This window comes from Arthrobacter sp. P1_D4 (assembly GCF_056406115.1).
In genome coordinates this window covers 20,062-38,329 of sequence record NZ_JBFUAU010000004.1, presented here as the reverse complement: position 1 = coordinate 38,329, position 18,268 = coordinate 20,062, and the positions used below count along the sequence as shown (strand labels likewise).

Below are 18,268 nucleotides of genomic sequence, written 5' to 3'. Positions count from 1 at the left end.
AACCTCAGAGGGCGGGTAGATCACCGTTTACACCACAGCAGCCAACGTCTCGGAGCGCCAGACCGCGCCGCCGTCGCTGGCCATCTCCACGGTGATCTTTGCGCTGCGTCCCAGCGAGCGGTCCGGCCGGCCCACGCTGTGGATTCCGCTGGTGCGCCGGATCCGCGAACCGTTCAAGGGCCTCTGGGCGCTGCCGGGCGGCCCGCTCACGCACTCCGAGTCACTCCAGGACGCCGCCTCGCGGAACCTGCGCGAGACCACCGGGCTGGCCCCGAACTACCTCGAACAGCTCTACGCCTTTGGCGGGCTGCACCGCTCGCCCACCCAGCGCGTCGTCTCGATCGTGTACTGGGCACTCGTCCAGCCCACGGAGGCCGCGCTGGCCGACGAATCGGAGAACGTGCGCTGGTTCCGCGCCGACAGGCTGGACGAGCTGGCCTTCGACCACAACTCGATCGTCGACTACGCGCTGTGGCGGCTGCGCAACAAGATGGCCTACGGATCCATCGCCTACCACCTGCTGGGCGAGTACTTCACCCTCGCCCAGGTCCGGGAGGTCTACGAGGCCGTCCTGGACCGCGAACTCGATCCCGCCAACTTCCGCCGGCAGGTCAAGGCCACACCGGAAATCGAAGAAACCGACCATTATCTGCAGGGCGGCAAGCACCGCCCGCCCCGCCTCTACCGCTTCACCGGCCGCCCAGGCCTCGACCCAGACAACAGGAGCACACCATGAGCAGCGTCAACACGGCAATCCAGCTGATCACGCGCGAGCAGGCCACCACCATGGCACAGGGCGCGGCCGCCTCCACCTGCAGCCCCGCGCTGGCCCGCGGGCCCTGGGACTACGACCTCGCCGAGGCCCTCGCCGGCGTGCCCGCCTACGGGCCGGGTGCCTCCTCCACCGACGTCGCACCGGCCTCCACTCCCCGGCAGGGCCAGCTCCCGGAAGAATACAAGCTCGCTTCCGACGCCGAACTCGACGCCCGGATCCGCGCCGCCAAAGCGGCGCTGGGGGACCGCGCCGTCGTGCTGGGGCACTTCTACCAGCGCGACGAAGTGATCGAATACGCCGACTTCGTGGGCGACTCGTTCCAGCTCGCCAACGCCGCCCTGACCCGGCCCGACGCGGAGGCCATCGTCTTCTGCGGCGTGCACTTCATGGCCGAGACGGCGGACATCCTGTCCCGCCCCGACCAGGCCGTGATCCTGCCCAACCTGGCCGCAGGCTGCTCGATGGCCGACATGGCGGACATCGACTCGGTCACCGAGTGCTGGGAACAGCTTGAGGAGGTCTTCGGCACCGAGCCCGACGCCGAGGGCCGGGTCCCGGTCATCCCGGTCACCTACATGAACTCCTCCGCGGCCCTCAAGGGCTTCTGCGGCGAGCGCGGCGGGATCGTCTGCACCTCCTCGAACGCCGCGGCGGTGCTGGAATGGGCCTTCGAACGCGGCCAGCGCGTGCTGTTCTTCCCCGACCAGCACCTGGGCCGCAACACCGCCAAGGCCATGGGGGTGCCGCTGGAGCAGATGCCGATGTGGAACCCGCGCAAGGACCTCGGCGGCAACGACGAACAGGCCCTGCTCGATTCCCGGGTAATCCTCTGGCACGGCTTCTGCTCGGTCCACAAACGCTTCAACGTGGGCCAGATCGAAAAGGCCCGCGCCGAGTTCCCCGGCGTGCAGGTGATCGTGCACCCGGAATGCCCCATGGAGGTGGTGGATGCCGCCGATTCCGCCGGGTCCACCGACTTCATCAAGAAGGCCATCGCCGCGGCCACGGAACCCACCACGTTCGCGATCGGCACCGAAATCAACATGGTGAACCGGCTCGCCGCGGAATACCCGCAGCACACCATCTTCTGCCTGGACCCGGTGATCTGCCCCTGCTCCACGATGTACCGCATCCACCCCGGCTACCTCGCCTGGGTCCTGGAAGCGCTCGTCCGCGGCGAGGTGCTGAACCGCATCACCGTGGACGAGGACGTGGCCGCCCCGGCCAAGGTGGCCCTGGAGCGCATGCTGGCGGCGCGGCCGTGACCAGGCGGCTCGTGATCGTCGGCAGCGGGATTGCGGGGCTCTACGCCGCGCTGCTCGCCACCGACGACGCCGCCACCGGCGGCCGTGACATCGAGGTGGTCCTCCTGAGCAAGGGGACGCTGGAGCAAAGCAACACGTTCTACGCCCAGGGCGGCATCTCGGCCGTGCTGGCCCCGGAGGATGCCGCCCCCGGTGACTCCGTGGCAGCGCACATCGCGGACACGCTCGCCGCCGGGGCCGGGCTCAACGACCCCGAGGCAGTCCGGGTCCTGTGTACAGAGGCCGTCCGGGACATCGCCGGACTGGGCCGCTACGGCGTGCATTTCGACACAGCTCCCGACGGCGGACCGGCCCTGGGCCTTGAAGCGGCACACTCGGCGCCCCGCATCCTGCACGCCGGCGGGGACGCGACGGGCGCCTGCATCGCCCGCGGGCTCGTCGCCGCCGTCCTCGAACGCGCCGTCCTGGACCGCGCCGGCCACGGCCGGCTCCGGGTGGAGACCAGCGCGTTCGTCACCGGACTCCTGACCGGACCGGACGACCTGGCCGAAGCGCTGCCGGACGAACTGTCACAGCGCGGCAGCATGCCCCCGACGCCGGCCCGGGTCACCGGAGTGGCCTACCTGGCCGGCGGACGGCCCCAGGAACTGGCGGCCGACGCCGTCCTGCTCACTACCGGCGGGGCGGGCCGGCTCTTTGCCCGCACCAGCAACCCCGGCGTCGCCACCGCCGACGGCCTGGCCCTGGCCTGGCGTGCCGGCGCCTCGGTGCGGGACCTCGAGTTCTTCCAGTTCCACCCCACCACCCTTGCCGCCGAGGAGATTCCAGGCGGGCCGCCGGCCCTGCTCATCTCCGAAGCGGTCCGCGGCGAGGGCGCGGTGCTGCTGGACTCCGCGGGATACCGCTTCATGCCCGACTACCACCCCGACGCCGAACTGGCCCCCCGCGACGTCGTCTCCCGCAGCATCGCCCTGCACCTGGCCGCCACCGGGGCCGCGCCGGACAGCCCGGTCTACCTGGACGCCCGCGGCATCGAGGCAGCGCGGGGCGCGGGCTTCCTGGCCCGGCGGTTCCCGACCATCACGGCGGCCACCCTCGCCGCCGGCTACGACTGGACCACAGAAACGGTCCCCGTCTCCCCGGCCGCGCACTACTGGATGGGCGGCGTGTGCACCGACCTGCGGGGCCGCACGTCCGTTCCCGGCCTGTACGCCGCCGGCGAGGTCGCCCGCACCGGGGCGCAGGGGGCCAACCGGCTGGCGAGCAACTCGCTGCTGGAGGGCCTGGTGTTCGGCCGCCGCGCCGTCGAGGACTTCCTGCGCGCCGACCCGTCGCACGACACCACTGCTCCGCGTGCTCCCCACGATCCCCCTAGCCTCGCAAGCTCGGCCAGGGAACCCGGATCGTGTGGGCCCAGGGCCGCGGGCGGCCTCCCCTTGACGCACGCTTCCGCAGCGCCGTCGCACGACTTCACGTCAGGGGAGGACACTTTAGCGAGCGTGTCCGAAGATTTTGTGAAGTCGGTATCCGCGTACGGGGTTTTCTCGCGCGACGCTCTTCGGCGGTTGATGACGGCGGACGCCGGGGTAATGCGCAGCGGGGAGCAACTGCGGGAGGCGGAGACCGTGCTTGCGGCCTGGGACGACGTTGTCCATTCTGAGACCGCTCCCGATGCCGGCCACAGTGACTGGCTCTGCCAGGATGCCCATGAGGACCGGAACCTGCTCCTCGCGGCCCGCCTCCTTGTGGCGGCTGCCCTGAACCGCACGCAGTCCGTCGGAGCCCACTACCGGGCGGACACGGACGACGCCTCAGCCCTCACCCATTCCATGCAAAGGATTTCCTCGTGACCACCACTGCCCACGCCACCGCTGCCCCGGAAACCCTGCCCTCCCGCGCCGCGGCCCTCGCCGGGAGCCTGCCCGAGGCCGCCGTCCTCGCCGTCCTCCGCACGGCGCTGCAGGAGGACGCCCCGTCCGGGGACATCACCTCGCAGGTGCTCATCCCCGCGCAGGCGCGGGCGACGGCGGTTCTCAACGCCCGGGTTCCCGGCGTGCTGAGCGGCGGGGAGGTCTTCGCCGCGGCGATGCGGCTGACCGACCCGGGCGCCGTCGTCGAACTGCTGGTCAACGACGGCGAGGCCTTCGCTGCCGGAACCGCCCTGGCCCGCGTGACCGGGAACGCCCGCGCCGTGCTGCTGGCCGAACGCGTCGCACTGAACCTGGTCCAGCGGATGAGCGCCATCGCCACCAAAACGGCCGAGTTCGTGGCGCTCGTGGCCGGCACCCGGGCCCGGATCACCGATACCCGCAAGACGACGCCGGGGCTGCGGGTGCTCGAACGCTACGCCGTCCGCTGCGGCGGCGGCGCCAACCACCGCTTCAGCCTCTCCGACGCCGTCTTGGCCAAGGACAACCACCTGGCCGTCCTCACCGGCGGCGACCCGGCGAAGCTGACCGCAGTGCTCCTTGGCGCCAAGGCGCAGCTCGGCCACACAACACACTTCGAAGTGGAGGTGGACACCATGGAGCAGATCAAGCCCGTCCTTGCCGCCGGGGTGGACACCATCATGCTGGACAACTTCTCCCTGGCCGAGCTCGCGGCCGGCGTCGGACTGGTGGGCGGCCGGGCCCGCGTCGAGGCCAGCGGCAACGTCAACCTCTCCACCGTGGCGGACATCGCGGCCACCGGGGTTGACGTCATCTCGATCGGCGCCCTGACGCACAGTGTCACGGCCCTGGACCTCGGCCTGGACATTGAGCTTGACGTCGAGCCGGCCGTCGACTCCGGCGCCGGTCCGGCGGCCGGCTGAGGCGCACCATGATCTTCCTCGACGCCGCGGCCACCACCCCGGTCCGCCGCGAGGTGCTGGAGGCCATGTGGCCCTACCTCACGGGCGAATTTGGCAACCCGGCAAGCCATCACTCCCTGGGAGAGGCGGCTGCCGCGGCGCTCGCGGGGGCCCGCGCCGCAACCGCCAAGGCCCTCGGCTGCCGCCCCGGGGAAGTCGTCTTCACCTCCGGCGGCACGGAAGCGGACAACCTCGCCGTCAAGGGCATCGCCCTGGCCCGGCGCGCCGCCGATCCGCGCCTGGACCGGGTGGCAATCAGCGCCGTCGAGCATCCCGCGGTGGAAGAATCCGCCCGGTACCTCGAACGGGTCCACGGCTTCGCCGTCGACGTGATCCCCGTGGACCGCTTCGGGCAGGTAAGCGAAGAGGCCCTCGCCGCCGTGCTGCAGCCCGGCACGGCCCTGGTCAGCATCATGTACGCCAACAACGAGGTCGGTACGGTCCAGCCCATCGCCCGGCTCGCGGCGCTGGCCCGTGCCCACGGAGTCCCGTTCCACACCGACGCCGTCCAGGCCGCCGGCTGGCTGCCGCTGGACACCGGCGCACTGGGCGTGGACGCGCTGAGCATTTCCGGCCACAAGCTGGGCGCGCCCAAAGGCAGCGGCGCGCTGTTTGTGCGCGGCCGGGTCCGGCTTGAACCGCTGGTCCACGGTGGCGGGCAGGAGCGCGGCCGCCGGTCGGGCACGGAAAACGTCGCCGGCGCCGTGGCGCTGGCGACGGCCCTGGCGCTGCCGCGGGAACCGGCCGGGCACGTCGCTGCCCTCCGCGACGGGTTCTTTGACGCCGTGCTGGCCGGTGTTCCCGGCGCACTGCTCACCGGCCACCCCACCGAGCGGCTGCCCTCGGTGGCATCCTTCTGCTTCCCGGGCACCAGCGGCGAGTCCGTGCTGCTGGAGCTCGAACGCCAGGGCATCATCTGCTCCAGCGGTTCCGCGTGTGCCGCCGGCTCGGATGCGCCCTCACCCGTGCTGCTGGCCCTGGGCATCGAGCCCGAGATCGCCCAGACGGCGGTGCGGTTCAGCTTCGACTCGACCGTGACGGCAGCGCAGTTGCAGGAGGCGGCGGCCGCGGTCCGCACCGCCGTCGCCGGCGTCCGCTCCCTCGGCACCCCCTCCACCGGTTGAGCCGTCACTACATGTCCCTATCGGGCCGCCTCCATAGCGGCTTGAACTGCTAGCTCAACCCGGGGTGGGGGCCGTGGGCGACGTCAGCGGTGGCGGGCGCGGCGGAAGATCCAGTGCCGCAGCATCGTGAACCGCACGGCGGTGGCGGCGAAACCGGAGAGGGTGGTGGTCCACAGCTCCTCCGCCACGGTGGCGTCCGGGTTGACCCAGTGCAGGACGGCGAGGCTGCCGCCGGTGATCAGCAGCGCGACGAGGATTACGATCAGGCCGTTGAGGTGGTCGCGCTTCATCCGGCGGCTTTCGGTGATCTTGAACGTCAGGCGCCGGTTGAGGGCGGTATTCATGAACGACGTCAGGATCAGGGCCGCCGCGTTGGCCGGCTGTGCCCCAAGCCAGGGCCGGGAGAGGGCGTACAGGGCCAGGGAGGTCAGGGTGCAGACAATGCCGACGCCGGTGAACCGGATGAGCTGCCGGACCACGGGGTAACGCAGGACTCCACGGTACCGGCGGGTCTTCGGCCCGAGGACGACGGCGGGGGCAGGGTCAAGCTGTTCGAGCTGGGACTCCATCCGCTCAGTACAGCTCGCCCACGGGGATGTCCACGGCCAGCCGGTTTGCCGGGCCGGCCAGCGGACATGCCCAGGCCTCGTTGTAGGCGCACGAGGGGTTGTAGGCGAAATTGAAGTCCAGGATGAATTCGGCCTGGGGCCCGGAGCCCCGCACGCCGTGGAAAGCTCCCTTAATGGTGTCCAGGAGGTAGCGTCCGGCGCCGTAGCTGCCGCCGGGCTGGCCGGCGGTGGCGTCACGGAACGGCACGAAGATACCGCCGCCGTAACCCCTGAGCTTCCAGACCGCGAGCTGTCCCATCTCGGGCAGGTCGAAGGTGCCCAGCCGCACAAACCGGACCAGGCCGTCGGTCCCGGTCTCTACGTTCATCTCCCGCCCGGCGCCCTCGGGGGTCAGCGGGACGTGGAAACGGTAGATCGGATCGTAGTCCGCCGTCTTCAGGCCGCCGAAGGTGGCCTTGGCCTCGGCCGTCAGCGCGGACGCCGGGTGGGTGCCGAACATGCGGTCCCGCTCCTGGCGCCAGTAGGAATGCGCCTCGGCCGGGCTGTCCGCGGCAATCTTCCGCGTGGTGGCGTAGAGGGCAAAGGTCCGCAGCCGCCAGTCCGCGATATCGAGGGCCGACATGCCTGCCACGTCGCCCAGATCCCCAAAGTGCGTTCCGTCAATGCTCTGTTCGGCCATGCCCCCAGCGTATCCGCTTTCCCGAGGCCGAAATTTGTGCGCCGAATTGTGCCCGGGATTCCGGGGCCGGACCCGCGCGCGGAATAGCCCGTTCCGGCGGACCCTCCGGCCGTAGACTTTCGCGCATGCGCAACCCCCTGCAGAACGCGGCCGCCGGCAATACCCTCAAGAGCCCCGGCGGAACACCGGGCGGCCCCGGGCACCCGCCGGGCGCCGGGCGCGCGGCGGCGTCGCTGGCGGAGCTCGTGACGTACCGGACCGTGTCCAGCCGGGCCGAGGGGTCCTCCGCGGCCGGGGCCGGGGTGGAAACAGCCGAGTTCGAGGCCTTCATCGCGGCGCTGCCCCGGTTGTATCCGGCGGTCCATGCTGCCCTGGAACTGGAGCGGGTCAACGGCCACGCCCTCCTGTACCGCTGGCCCGGCGCCGCACCAGCGGAGGACCCGGCGGCCGCGCACCGGGCATCGGTGCTGATGGCGCACTACGACGTCGTCCCGGCAGACGACCCTGGGGAGTGGACACACCCGCCGTTCTCCGGCCACAACGACGGCACGTTCCTCTGGGGCCGCGGGACGCTCGATGACAAAGGCCAGCTCGTGGCCATCCTGGAAGCGGCCGAGAGCCTGCTGCTGGCGGGGTATTCGCCCGCGCACGACCTCTACTTCTCGTTCGGCAACAACGAGGAGACAGCCGGCAACAGCGCGGCGGCCGCCGCCGACCTGCTGGCCGGCCGCGGCGTGGTGCCCTGGCTCGTCCTGGACGAGGGCGGTGCCGTCGCGGGCGGCGCCTTCCCGGGGGTGAGCCGGCCGGCCGCCGTCGTCGGCGTGGCCGAAAAGGGAATCCTGGACGTGGAGCTGCTGACCCGGGACCCGGGCGGACACGCCTCCACGCCGCCGCGGATGGGGGCGACAGCGCGGCTGGCCCGCGCCATCACCCGGATCGAGCGCAGCCCGTTCCCGCAGTCGCTGCCGGAGGTGACCGCCGAGATGCTGCGCCGCTTCGGCCCGCACACCCCGCCACCGCTGCGGGCCGTGTTCGCGAACGTGGCACTGCTCCGGGCGCCCATCACCTGGCTCTTCGGCCGGCTCGGCAGCGAGACCAACGCCATGACCCGGACCACCGTCGCCATCACCACGCTCGAAGGCAGCTCCGGGGCCAACGTCCTCGCCGCCACGGCGAAGGCCAACGCCAACATCAGGGTGGCGGTGGGGGAGACGGTCGAGGGCACCATGGCACTGCTGCGGAAAATCATCCGCGACCCGAAAGTCGGACTGCGCGTCGTGGAGGGCAACGACCCGTCTCCGGTGTCGCGGTCCTCGGGGGCCCAGTGGGACCTGCTGGCGGACTGCATCGGGCAGGTCTTCCCCGAGGCGATCATCACCCCCTACATCATGATGGGCGGCACCGACTCGCGCCGTTTCACCGGGATCTGCGGTGCCGTGTACCGCTTCGCGCCCTTCTTCATGGACGTCCGGGCCCGCGGCTCGATCCACACCGTTGACGAAAAGATCGGGCTGGAGACGCTGGAGCAGGGGGTCCGGTTCTACGAAACACTGATGCGGGAGCTCTGAGTCATGCGGCGCCCCGGCTACGCTGGCACCATGACTGGGACGGCCCCTTCTTCAACAGGCACCGCAGGAATCCGGGGCGCTGTGCTGCGCACCGGCGCGGCGCTCGCAGTCGCGGTGGCAGCCCTTTCGGGCTGCAGCAGCGACGGCAAGGGGACGCCGGTCTGGACCGCGGGCAGCAGCCCGGCCGACAGTGCGGGTCCCGGTGCGAGTGAGAGTGCGACGCCGTCTGCCACCAATGACGCCGCCGCCTCGGCCAGCGCTTCCCCCACCCCGGGCTCGAGCGCAGCGGCTTGGAAGGTCTTTACCGACCCGGCAAAGTCCGTCAGTTTTGAGGTGCCGCAGGACTGGATTGTCCAGTCCGTAGCTCCCGACGCCGGTGCTCTGCCCGGGGCGCTGAAGATCACCGTCAAGGACGCCGGCGGCGCCTACCTGGCCACCTTGCAGACCGGCCTGCCCCCGCAGCCTGCCGCGGCCTGCCCGGACGACGCCGCCCGCAACTACGTCGTGGTCAGCAGCGTGCCGGTTGACCTGCCGCACGCCGGCGGCGGGGGCACCATTGACCCGCACGTGGTGTTCCGGGTGGTCCAGGGCTACAAGTACTTCGGCTCCTACGGCATCACCAACGTGGTGGGCGGCGCGGGCGGCAAGAGCTGCGCGTTGCAGAACGTGGTCCGTGGCCCGGCCGGCAAGGGGGACTATTCGTTCGGGGACCTGACAGTGCTCAAGGCGTTGGCGCCGGACCAGAAGGTTGCCCCCGCCAAGGCGTTCGACACTCTCGACCAGGCGGCCAAGTACGTCAACGAGGGGTCCGAATTCGCGAACGTCCAGCGGATGCTAATGTCTCTGAAGATCAAAAACTAGTCCCGCCCGCCCCGCACATCCCCGGGCCGTTGACGGCGGCTTCCCCTGCACCCACCTCAATCCCACATCCCGGAGACAGAGATACATGGAACGCGCCGTAGCCGCCCGCCTGGCCTTCAAGACCGTTGCCGAAACCAAGGTGGCTCTCGCCGTGGCCGTGGCCCGGAACGCCGGCTACGACTCGATTGACGAATCGCTCAGGGTGACCGCGGGAGGCGGGGACGTGCCGCTGACCGAGCTCTCGGACCATCACGGCGGCCGCTTCCACTACATGGAATTCGCCGAACCCACCGACGTCCTGGTTGAGTATTCGGCCACCGTCACCGGCTTCGCGCTACCCGAGGAACCCGGGCTCATGGAACTGATCCGCTATGTCCGGCCCAGCCGCTACGCGGAATCGGACCGGCTGTTGCCCACCGCCTACGCCGAATTCGGCGGGCTCCAGGGCGAGGAGCTGCTCCACGCGGTCCGGGACTGGGTTTTCAACGAGCTGCGCTACGTCAGCGGATCCTCGCGGGGGACCGACGGCGCGGTCGAAACACTGCTGCACCGCCGCGGCGTCTGCCGGGACTTTGCCCACCTCGCCATTGCCCTGCTGCGTTCCAAGAACGTCCCGGCCCGGCTGGCCGCCGTCTACGCCCCGGGACTGACCCCGATGGACTTCCACGCCGTGGCCGAGGCGCACATCAACGGCACCTGGCACGTCATCGACCCCACGGGGCTGGCGCCACGGGAGAGCATGCTGCGGATCACGGCAGGACGCGATTCCTCGGACACCGCCTTCCTGTCCACCGTGGGCGGCAGCCTGTCCCTGAAGGAACTCAGCGTCACCGCCGTCGTCGATAACCTGCCACAGGAAGACCCGGCGCAGCTCGTCGCGATCCACTAGGCAGCGCACGGCCGGGCTGTCAAGGGCACGGCCTTAGCGCACGGAGACCGCGGCGCGGAGCTTCTCGGTCAGCCGCAGCAGCTCCTGCTGTTCGGCGGCGGAGAGGGCCGGGCCCACGAGCGCGGCGATGTCGCGCACGTGTTCCCGGCCGATCTGCTTCTGCAGGTCCCGTCCGGCATCGGTGAGCCGGATGAGGATCCCGCGGCCGTCCTCCGGGGCTGGAGTCCGTTCAACGAGCCCACGCTTTTCGAGCCGCTCCACCAGCCGGCTCAGGCTGGACTGGCTCAGCAGCACGTTGTCGTTGAGCTCGTTCAGGCGCAGCCACCCGGAGGGGCAGCGGGAGAGCGTAAACAGGACGTCGTACTCATTGAGCGCCAGGGCTTTGAATGCCGGCGCCGCCTGCAGCTTGCGCATCACCGCCACCTGGGCCCGGAACAGGGATTCCCAGGTTTCCGCGGCCAGGCGTACCGGCGATTCGGTAGTCTTGGCGGGCATCATGAGCCCTGAATGGTGGTCTCCGCGGCGGCGTCGACGGTGCCCGCTGCCAGCGCGGCGGCAACACGGCCGGCGTGCGTCGGCGGTTCGGGAACGTGCGCCGGCTTGAGCGCGGCATATTCCTTGCGCAGCACCGGCAGCACTTCCTCCCCGAACAGGTCCAGCTGTTCCAGGACGGTCTTCAGCGGCAGGCCGGCGTGGTCGATCAGGAAGAGCTGGCGCTGGTAGTCGCCGAAGTACTCCCTGAACGACAGGGTCTTTTCGATCACTTCCTGCGGGCTGCCGACGGTCAACGGGGTCTGGGACGTGAAGTCCTCCAGCGAGGGGCCGTGGCCGTAGACCGGGGCGTTGTCGAAGTAGGGACGGAACTCCTTGACGGCGTCCTGGGAGTTCTTCCGCATGAAGAACTGGCCGCCGAGGCCCACAATCGCCTGGTCCGCCTTGCCGTGGCCGTAGTGCTCATAGCGTTCGCGGTAGAGGCCGATCAGCTGCTGGTAGTGCTCCTTGGGCCAGAAGATGTTGTTGGCGAAGAAACCGTCACCGTAGTACGCCGCCACTTCGGCGATCTGCGGCGTGCGGATCGAGCCGTGCCACACGAAGGGGGCGACGCCGTCGAGCGGGCGGGGGGTGGAGGTGAAGTTCTGCAACGGGGTGCGGTGCTTGCCGGACCAGTTGACGGTGTCCTCGTCCCAGAGGCGGCGCAGCAGGGAGTAGTTCTCGATCGCGAGTTCGATCCCGTCCTGGATGTTCTTGCCGAACCAGGGGTAGACGGGGGCGGTGTTGCCGCGGCCCAGGACCAGGTCCACGCGTCCGTCCGCGAGGTGCTGGAGCATCGCGAAGTCCTCTGCGATCTTCACGGGGTCGTTCGTGGTGATCAGGGTCGTGGCCGTGGACAGGATGATGCGCTCGGTCTGGGCCGCGATGTACGCCAGCGTGGTGGTGGGGGAGGACGAGAAGAACGGCCGGTTATGGTGCTCGCCGAGGGCGTAGACATCCATGCCGATCTCTTCGACCTTCTTGGCGATCGCCACGGACGCCTTGATGCGCTCGTGCTCAGTCGGGGTGCGGCCCGTGGTGGGGTCGGTAGTGATGTCGCTGACGCTGAATACGCCGATCTGCATGGTGTGCCTTTCCGTGGCCGGGGTGGATCCGGGATCTGGTTCTACTATAGTCGATTTAGATGCATTTGCATCTATCGACCGGTATAACGCCCGTCGCGGACGAATATTCCCGCGCCGTTCCGCCGGGGTTTCCCGCCCCGTCTTCCCGGCCGCGTTGCCGGCCGCGTTCCCGCCTTCGGCGACGGCGCGGGCCTAGGATGCAATCAGTCGGCTGGCCGCGAGGTGCCCGCCCTCCCGGAAGGCCGCCATGCGCCGTGTTGTAGCTTTTCTGTGTCTGGTGGAGCTCACCAGTGGAATCCTGCAGGGCTATTACACGCCCATCCTCACCGATATCGCCCGGCAGCTGGGAATCCACGACGCCGACGTCAACTGGTTCGAGGCCGCGCAGCTCATGGTCAGCGCCCTCGCCGTGCCGGTGCTGGCCAAGCTGGGGGACATGTACGGGCACAAGAGGATCCTGCTGGTTTCCACGCTGGTCACCGCCATGGCCTCCTGGGTCGTCGCGCTCGCCCCGGACTTCTGGACCTTCCTGGCCGCGTGGTCGTTCCAGGGTTTCTACGTGGTCTGGCTGCCCCTGGAAATTGCCCTGATCTTCAGCCGCGTCCATCAGCTGCCCGACGGCGCCGCCCGCACGCGGCGCGCGGCCGGCGTCCTCGTCGGGGCGCTGGAAGCCGGTGTCATCGCCGGGGCGCTCGCCGCCGGTGCGCTCGTGGAAGTGTTCGCGGGCCAGCTGCAGCTGGTGCTCCTGGTCCCCGCGGTGGCCGTCTCCGCATGCTGGTTCGCCGTCAGGTTTGGCGTGCCGGAGTCGCGGGAGCGCAGCGGCGGACGCGTGGACACCCGTGGCTTCACGCTCCTCGCCCTCGGGCTGCTGCTCATCACGTCCGGGCTGACCTTCATGCGCCTCAACGGGGCCGGCGCGTGGTGGCCGTGGGCGCTGGTGGGAGCCGGAATTCTGGTGTTCGTTCCGTTCGCGCGGTTCGAGCTGCGCGCGGCCGATCCGCTCGTCGACATCCGAATGCTGCGGGGTAAGTCCATGTGGCCCGTCCAGCTGACCGCCGGGCTCTTTGGTGTCTCGGTGCTCGGCGCGCAGGCCCCGCTGTCCACCTTCGCCCGGACAGATCCCGCGCTGCACGGCTACGGCCTCGGGCTGCGCGCCGGGCACGTCTCCATCATCATCGGCGTCTATGTGCTGGCGCTGCTGGTGGGCGCGCTGCTGTACCCGGTGGTGACCCGCCGGCTCACTCCGCGCTGGACCCTCGTGGGCGCCGCCACGCTCGTGGGCCTGGGCTACCTGCTGTTCCTGCCGTTCCACGGCAGTCTGATCCAGGCGCTGGCCAACATGGCGATCGCCGGTGTCGGCTCCGGGGCCCTCGTGGCGGCGCTGCCTTCGGCGGCCGCCGCGGCCGCCCCCCTCAACCGGACCGCGATGGCCACGGGTTTGACCAACACCACCAAGACCATCGGCGGAGCCTTCGCGTCCGCGGTGTTCGGCATCGCCCTGGTCAGCCACGTCCTGGCCGAGGCCGGGGCCGGCGCGGGGGACGCCGGTCAGACCGCGGCGCCGCTCGCCGGCTACCTCACGGTATGGACCATCTGCGGGGTCACCGGGCTTGCTGCGGCTGCCGCGCTGGTGATGGTGCCCCGTCTGGCCTTCTCCGATCCGGCGGCCGTGGCCGCCGCACCGCTTAGGGCCGGCTCGCACTAGGGGTGGCCTTCCTCCCCGGCGACTGAGGAAGTATGTTCTTAGCGTGACGGGTAGGCGGAGGTACCAGCGGGGGCGGACGGCGGCCGCGGCTGTCCTGGTGGCAATCGGCTTTTTGGTTTCGGGATGTTCGGCACCTACCGTACTGGCCCCGGCGAGTCCGGTGGATGCGCGTGCCGTGCTGGAGGATTTCAAGTCCCGGGACATGGTGGGGCATTTGCAGGCGCTGCAGCGGGTGGCCGACGCCAACGGCGGGAACCGGGCCGCGGGGACCTCGGGGTATGAGGAGTCGGCCCGCTACGTCGAGGAACAGCTGCGGGCGGCCGGATACTCACCGGTGCGGCAGAGCTTCTCTTTTCGGCGTGATGGCCGGGGCAAGGCGCGGGTAGAGTCCTTCAACATCCTCGCCGACACGGTTGGCGATGCCGGGCACACCGTGGTGGTGGGCGCGCACCTGGATTCCGTGCAGGAGGGCCCGGGCATCAACGACAACGGCAGCGGGGTTGCGGCGGTCCTGGAGACCGCGCGGTGGATGAAGGAGGCCGGGATCACCCCGGCCAACCGGGTCCGGTTCGCGTTCTGGGGCGGCGAGGAGGACGGCCTGTACGGGTCCCAGCACTACGTCGATGAACTCAGTGCGGCCGAGATCGGCCAGACCGCGGCGAACCTGAACGTGGACATGGCGGCCTCGCCGAACGGTGTGCGGTCCGTTCATGACGGGGACGGATCGGATTTCGGCGACGCCGGCCCGGCCGGGTCCAAGGCGATCGAGGACGTCTTCTTCCGCTACTTCCAGGAGAACGCGCTGCCGGCCGAGACCACGCCCTTTGACGGCGGCTCGGACTACGACGCCTTCCTCTCGGCCGGCATTCCCGGCGGCGGGCTGTTCACCGGCGATGTCGAGAAGAAGACCCAGGCCCAGGCACAGTCCTTTGGCGGGGCGGCCGGCAAGGACCTCGATCCCTGCTACCACGAGGCCTGTGACACGATCGCCAACACCAACCCGGAACTGCTCACCGAAATGTCCGGCGCCCTGGCCTACGGCACCGTGGCCTACGCGATGGCCAAGACCGGCTAAACACCAGCTTCGCCTTTCAAACGACTATCAAATCAAACGACTCTCAAAACGGTGTCCCGTCCCTCGCCGCGTTCGCCGTCCCCGTTGGCCGAGGAAGTCGGATGTCCATGGCGCCGGCGCCCATGTCCGCCGGATGCCCGGCGGCCCGCATTTTTCCGAGTAGCCCGGGGTTGCCGAAGGTGAGAAACGCTGCCGAATCGGGTAGTTAATCAGCCGTTTGAGGGGAAAAGACAGGTACCCGCTACTCAGGTGCTGTGAGTTTCCTGAGTTTACGATAAGAAACGGAAAAGCATTTGGGCAGGCGTCTAGGATCTGCCCAGTTCCCGCCTAGAGCACCTCTATACGGGAGTACATACGGGCCCCGTGAAAGCAACGGTCAGTGCGCCGCAGGCGCTGCACTGTCCCCTTCCCGCGCCCGTCATCCGGAAAACCCGGGTTGTGTTTGCGCTCGGGCATCTTCGCCAGTCGGAAGTACGGGGGACATCGACAGATGGATATCTTCGAAAGCTTGGAGTCCGAGGTCCGCAGCTACTGCCGCAGCTGGGACACCGTGTTTGAACGTGCCTCCGGCAGCAGCCTCTACAGTGAAGACGGCAGAGAATATTTGGACTTCTTTTCCGGCGCCGGAGCACTGAACTACGGGCACAACAACCCGGTGCTGCTGCAGCCGCTGGTGGACTATCTTCTCTCCGGCGCAATCGTTCATTCACTCGACATGAAAACACCGGCCAAGCGGCAATTCCTGGAAACCTTCCGGGAGTTGATCCTCGAGCCCAGGAATTTGGACTACAAAGTCATGTTCCCCGGACCGACGGGAACAAACTCGGTGGAGGCAGCCCTGAAGCTTGCCCGGAAGGTTACCGGCAGGCAGCATGTCCTGAGCTTCACCAACGCGTTTCACGGGATGACCCTGGGATCGTTGTCGGTCACGGGCAATTCAATGAAACGGCAGGGAGCCGGCGTCCCGCTGACGAACACATCGAGCATGCCCTATGACGGGTTCTTCAATGGTCAGATGCCGGACTTTCTGTGGCTCCGGCAAGCCCTGGAGGACAGGGGATCGGGCATCGATAAGCCCGCAGCGGTGATCGTGGAAACCGTCCAGGGCGAGGGTGGGCTCAGGGCTGCCCGGGCGTCCTGGCTGCGAGGCCTTGCCGAGCTGTGCCGGGAACACGACATCCTGCTCATCGTGGATGATGTGCAGGCCGGCTGCGGACGGACCGGGAACTTCTTCAGCTTCGAGGAAGCGGGGATCACTCCGGATATCGTCTGCCTGTCGAAATCCATCTCGGGCTTTGGACTGCCTTTGGCACTGACACTGTTCAAACCCGGACTGGATATTTGGAAGCCTGGCGAGCACAACGGAACTTTCCGGGGGCACAACCCGGCTTTCGTCACCGGCGCCGCTGCCCTGGAGCACTACTGGCGGGACGGCAGCTTCCAGTCAAGCGTCGCGGGGCTCAGTTCCCAGCTCCACGAGGGGCTTACCCAGATCGCAGCGGGCGTCGAAGGCGCCACGGTCCGTGGCCGGGGACTGCTCGCGGGTGTTTACTACCCCAACCCCGAAACTGCGGAGAAGATTGCGGCCGAATCCTTCGCCCGTGGTCTGCTCGTGGAAACGTCCGGACCCGAAGGTGAAGTGGTCAAGACGATGCCCGCGCTGACTATCAGCCCCGAGGATCTTCAGAAGGGACTCGATATTCTCGCTGCAGCCGCGGTGACTGTGACCGGGGAGCCGGTGGCCTTGGGATCAACCATTTGAGCATCCGAACAGGGCAAAACGGCTCAAAGGGGCCAGTGCCCCTTGCAAGAATCGAAGTAGATTTCGGGGAGCAAAATGGGTACCCGCAAGGCAACAGCTTTCAACGACAGTGATCTAGCGGAGACCGACCGGGCGATTCCCCCGGGTAGTGTCATTGTTCAAAAGTTTGGCGGTTCGTCTCTGGCGGATGCCGCGGGTATCCTCCGGGCAGCCGAGCGGATCGCCAAAACACGGACCAACGGCTATCGGGTCGTGGCGGTGGTGTCCGCCATGGGGGACACCACCGATGAACTCTGCGATCTTGCCGCGGAAGTTTCCGCCCGGCCGCTGCCTGTGGACCTTGACGCCCTGCTGAGCATCGGCGAGCTTGTGTCCTCGGCCCTTTTGGCGATTGCCCTGGCGGACCTCGGCCAGCTGCCCCGCACATTTACCGGCAGTGCGGCCGGCCTCATCACCGACAACATCCACGGCAAGGCACACATCACTGATGTCAGGCCGGACCGCGTCCGCAGCAGTCTGGCCCGTGGCGAGGTCCCCATCGTCGCAGGATTCCAGGGCAGGACGCAGAAACGGAACAGGGTGACCACGCTCGGCCGTGGCGGCTCGGATCTCACCGCGGTCGCCCTGGCCGCTGCGCTCGAAGCCGATATTTGCGAGATATACACGGACGTCGACGGCGTCTACACCGCGGATCCCCGGGTTGTCCCGACGGCGCGGAAGATCGAGATCCTCTCTAGCGAGGAAATGCTTGAGTTCGCCGCCTCCGGCTGCAAGGTACTGCACCTGCGGTGTGTTGAATACGCCCGCCGGTTCGGTATTCCGATCCATGTGAGGTCCTCCTTCGTGCCGGAGCCCGGGACGTTGATCCTGCCCGGCCTTGACCGTCATCCACTGCTCCAGCCCGCCAGGGAACAACCCGAGGTGACCGCAGTAGCCGGGGTCAACTCGGCGTCGAAAATCACTGTGGTGGGAATTCCGGACCAGCCGGACAGCATGGCGCGCATCTTGCATGTCCTCTCTCGTTCCGGGGCGCATGTCCAGGCAATTGTCCAAAATACGGCCGGCCCCGGCCCGAGGCGTTCCGACGTTGCCCTGATCGTGCCTGCTGCCCATGCGGGCAACGCCCTTGCCGTGCTGGATGCCGAAAAGGGAAGCATTGGATTTGAAGGTTTGCAGCACGAGGACCGGGTAGGCCGGGTGTCCATTACTGGACTGGGCATGCGGTCGTCCCCGGAAATCTTCTGCACCTTCCTCAAGGCCCTGTCCGACGCCGACGTGGAGCTCGATCTCGTCGACATCTCCGAGACGTCCGTGGGGGCTGTCACGCACGCCGACCGGCTCGCGGATGCCGAGCGCGCTGTCCGGCGGGCCTTCGGCATGACCCCGGCGGACGAGGCAACGGCGGCCGGTCATGAAGGCCATCTCACACCCGCTGTTGGCCCCCCGCTCCAGACGTGGGTCCCGATTTCCGGCCAGGATATGACCCCTGTTCCGGCGGGCGACAGAACTGTGGCACGTCACTTCTAGCG

16 protein-coding genes are annotated in these 18,268 nt (G+C 68.8%); 12 read left to right on the top strand and 4 right to left on the bottom strand.

Annotation, left to right across the window (positions count from 1 at the left end; translation table 11 throughout):
* The first annotated feature begins 19 nt into the window (after nucleotides 1–19).
* From AC1D0A_RS05510 to AC1D0A_RS05490, 5 genes are read left to right on the top strand one after another with little or no spacing between them, the layout of a single operon-like run.
* Entirely contained in the window at nucleotides 20–736 is a 717-nt protein-coding gene (locus AC1D0A_RS05510) for an NUDIX hydrolase (protein WP_028277523.1), read from the top strand.
* Complete coding sequence (nadA, locus tag AC1D0A_RS05505) at nucleotides 733–2,040, top strand: quinolinate synthase NadA (RefSeq protein ID WP_476945344.1); 1,308 nt, start codon at nucleotides 733–735, stop codon at nucleotides 2,038–2,040. The genes AC1D0A_RS05510 and nadA overlap by 4 nt, the downstream gene beginning before the upstream one ends.
* Entirely contained in the window at nucleotides 2,037–3,890 is a 1,854-nt protein-coding gene (locus tag AC1D0A_RS05500) for an L-aspartate oxidase (RefSeq protein ID WP_476945343.1), read from the top strand. Before nadA ends, AC1D0A_RS05500 begins: the two co-directional genes overlap by 4 nt.
* A gap of 35 nt (nucleotides 3,891–3,925) precedes the next feature.
* On the top strand, nucleotides 3,926–4,852 hold the full coding sequence (gene nadC / locus AC1D0A_RS05495; protein ID WP_243181329.1) for a carboxylating nicotinate-nucleotide diphosphorylase: 927 nt from the start codon (nucleotides 3,926–3,928) through the stop codon (nucleotides 4,850–4,852).
* 8 nt (nucleotides 4,853–4,860) lie between these two features.
* Nucleotides 4,861–6,015, top strand: a complete 1,155-nt coding sequence (locus AC1D0A_RS05490; protein ID WP_243181294.1) for a cysteine desulfurase family protein — start codon at nucleotides 4,861–4,863, stop codon at nucleotides 6,013–6,015.
* An 83-nt stretch (nucleotides 6,016–6,098) separates the two neighbouring features.
* On the opposite strand, the gene AC1D0A_RS05485 is transcribed toward AC1D0A_RS05490, so the two are convergent.
* A complete protein-coding gene (locus tag AC1D0A_RS05485; protein ID WP_243181295.1) occupies nucleotides 6,099–6,584 on the bottom strand; it encodes a GtrA family protein in 486 nt (161 codons plus the stop codon).
* 4 nt (nucleotides 6,585–6,588) lie between these two features.
* The gene (locus tag AC1D0A_RS05480; protein ID WP_028277528.1) at nucleotides 6,589–7,263 is read right to left on the bottom strand and encodes a DUF1684 domain-containing protein; all 675 of its coding nucleotides are present in this window, start codon (nucleotides 7,261–7,263) and stop codon (nucleotides 6,589–6,591) included.
* 125 nt (nucleotides 7,264–7,388) lie between these two features.
* On the opposite strand from AC1D0A_RS05480, the gene AC1D0A_RS05475 reads away from it, so the two are divergent.
* From AC1D0A_RS05475 to AC1D0A_RS05465, 3 genes are all read left to right on the top strand, one after another.
* A complete protein-coding gene (locus tag AC1D0A_RS05475) occupies nucleotides 7,389–8,831 on the top strand; it encodes a M20/M25/M40 family metallo-hydrolase (RefSeq protein WP_476945342.1) in 1,443 nt (480 codons plus the stop codon).
* 30 nt (nucleotides 8,832–8,861) lie between these two features.
* Nucleotides 8,862–9,692 carry a hypothetical protein gene (locus tag AC1D0A_RS05470; protein WP_476945341.1) on the top strand — a complete coding sequence of 277 codons (831 nt, stop codon included), beginning with the start codon at nucleotides 8,862–8,864 and terminating at the stop codon, nucleotides 9,690–9,692.
* An 85-nt stretch (nucleotides 9,693–9,777) separates the two neighbouring features.
* A complete protein-coding gene (locus AC1D0A_RS05465) occupies nucleotides 9,778–10,581 on the top strand; it encodes a transglutaminase-like domain-containing protein (protein WP_243181298.1) in 804 nt (267 codons plus the stop codon).
* A 33-nt stretch (nucleotides 10,582–10,614) separates the two neighbouring features.
* Here the strand turns inward: AC1D0A_RS05465 and AC1D0A_RS05460 are convergent, their stop codons facing one another.
* Both AC1D0A_RS05460 and AC1D0A_RS05455 read right to left on the bottom strand, forming a co-directional pair.
* Entirely contained in the window at nucleotides 10,615–11,076 is a 462-nt protein-coding gene (locus tag AC1D0A_RS05460; RefSeq protein ID WP_243181330.1) for a MarR family winged helix-turn-helix transcriptional regulator, read from the bottom strand.
* Nucleotides 11,076–12,197, bottom strand: coding sequence for an LLM class flavin-dependent oxidoreductase (locus AC1D0A_RS05455; protein WP_243181299.1), 1,122 nt, complete (start codon nucleotides 12,195–12,197; stop codon nucleotides 11,076–11,078). The genes AC1D0A_RS05460 and AC1D0A_RS05455 overlap by 1 nt, the downstream gene beginning before the upstream one ends.
* A 277-nt stretch (nucleotides 12,198–12,474) precedes the next feature.
* On the opposite strand from AC1D0A_RS05455, the gene AC1D0A_RS05450 reads away from it, so the two are divergent.
* The 4 genes from AC1D0A_RS05450 to AC1D0A_RS05435 all read left to right on the top strand — a co-directional run bounded on the left by AC1D0A_RS05450 (nucleotide 12,475) and on the right by AC1D0A_RS05435 (nucleotide 18,266).
* Complete coding sequence (locus AC1D0A_RS05450) at nucleotides 12,475–13,902, top strand: MFS transporter (protein WP_476945340.1); 1,428 nt, start codon at nucleotides 12,475–12,477, stop codon at nucleotides 13,900–13,902.
* 175 nt (nucleotides 13,903–14,077) lie between these two features.
* Nucleotides 14,078–14,977 carry a M20/M25/M40 family metallo-hydrolase gene (locus AC1D0A_RS05445; protein WP_476945339.1) on the top strand — a complete coding sequence of 300 codons (900 nt, stop codon included), beginning with the start codon at nucleotides 14,078–14,080 and terminating at the stop codon, nucleotides 14,975–14,977.
* A gap of 490 nt (nucleotides 14,978–15,467) precedes the next feature.
* Entirely contained in the window at nucleotides 15,468–16,739 is a 1,272-nt protein-coding gene (gene ectB / locus AC1D0A_RS05440) for a diaminobutyrate--2-oxoglutarate transaminase (RefSeq protein WP_243181302.1), read from the top strand.
* Nucleotides 16,740–16,814: 75 nt separating this feature from the next.
* Nucleotides 16,815–18,266, top strand: coding sequence for an aspartate kinase (locus AC1D0A_RS05435; protein WP_243181303.1), 1,452 nt, complete (start codon nucleotides 16,815–16,817; stop codon nucleotides 18,264–18,266).
* Nucleotides 18,267–18,268: the final 2 nt, after the last annotated feature.

Bases quoted from the DNA above. Each gene is read 5' to 3' on its own strand.
- ectB (WP_243181302.1), top strand. From the start codon at position 15,468: ATGGATATCTTCGAAAGCTTGGAGTCCGAGGTCCGCAGCTACTGCCGC.
- AC1D0A_RS05435 (WP_243181303.1), top strand. From the start codon at position 16,815: ATGGGTACCCGCAAGGCAACAGCTTTCAACGACAGTGATCTAGCGGAG.
- AC1D0A_RS05470 (WP_476945341.1), top strand. From the start codon at position 8,862: ATGACTGGGACGGCCCCTTCTTCAACAGGCACCGCAGGAATCCGGGGC.
- AC1D0A_RS05460 (WP_243181330.1), bottom strand. From the start codon at position 11,076: ATGCCCGCCAAGACTACCGAATCGCCGGTACGCCTGGCCGCGGAAACC.
- AC1D0A_RS05455 (WP_243181299.1), bottom strand. From the start codon at position 12,197: ATGCAGATCGGCGTATTCAGCGTCAGCGACATCACTACCGACCCCACC.
- AC1D0A_RS05475 (WP_476945342.1), top strand. From the start codon at position 7,389: ATGCGCAACCCCCTGCAGAACGCGGCCGCCGGCAATACCCTCAAGAGC.
- AC1D0A_RS05480 (WP_028277528.1), bottom strand. From the start codon at position 7,263: ATGGCCGAACAGAGCATTGACGGAACGCACTTTGGGGATCTGGGCGAC.
- AC1D0A_RS05465 (WP_243181298.1), top strand. From the start codon at position 9,778: ATGGAACGCGCCGTAGCCGCCCGCCTGGCCTTCAAGACCGTTGCCGAA.
- nadA (WP_476945344.1), top strand. From the start codon at position 733: ATGAGCAGCGTCAACACGGCAATCCAGCTGATCACGCGCGAGCAGGCC.
- AC1D0A_RS05490 (WP_243181294.1), top strand. From the start codon at position 4,861: ATGATCTTCCTCGACGCCGCGGCCACCACCCCGGTCCGCCGCGAGGTG.
- AC1D0A_RS05485 (WP_243181295.1), bottom strand. From the start codon at position 6,584: ATGGAGTCCCAGCTCGAACAGCTTGACCCTGCCCCCGCCGTCGTCCTC.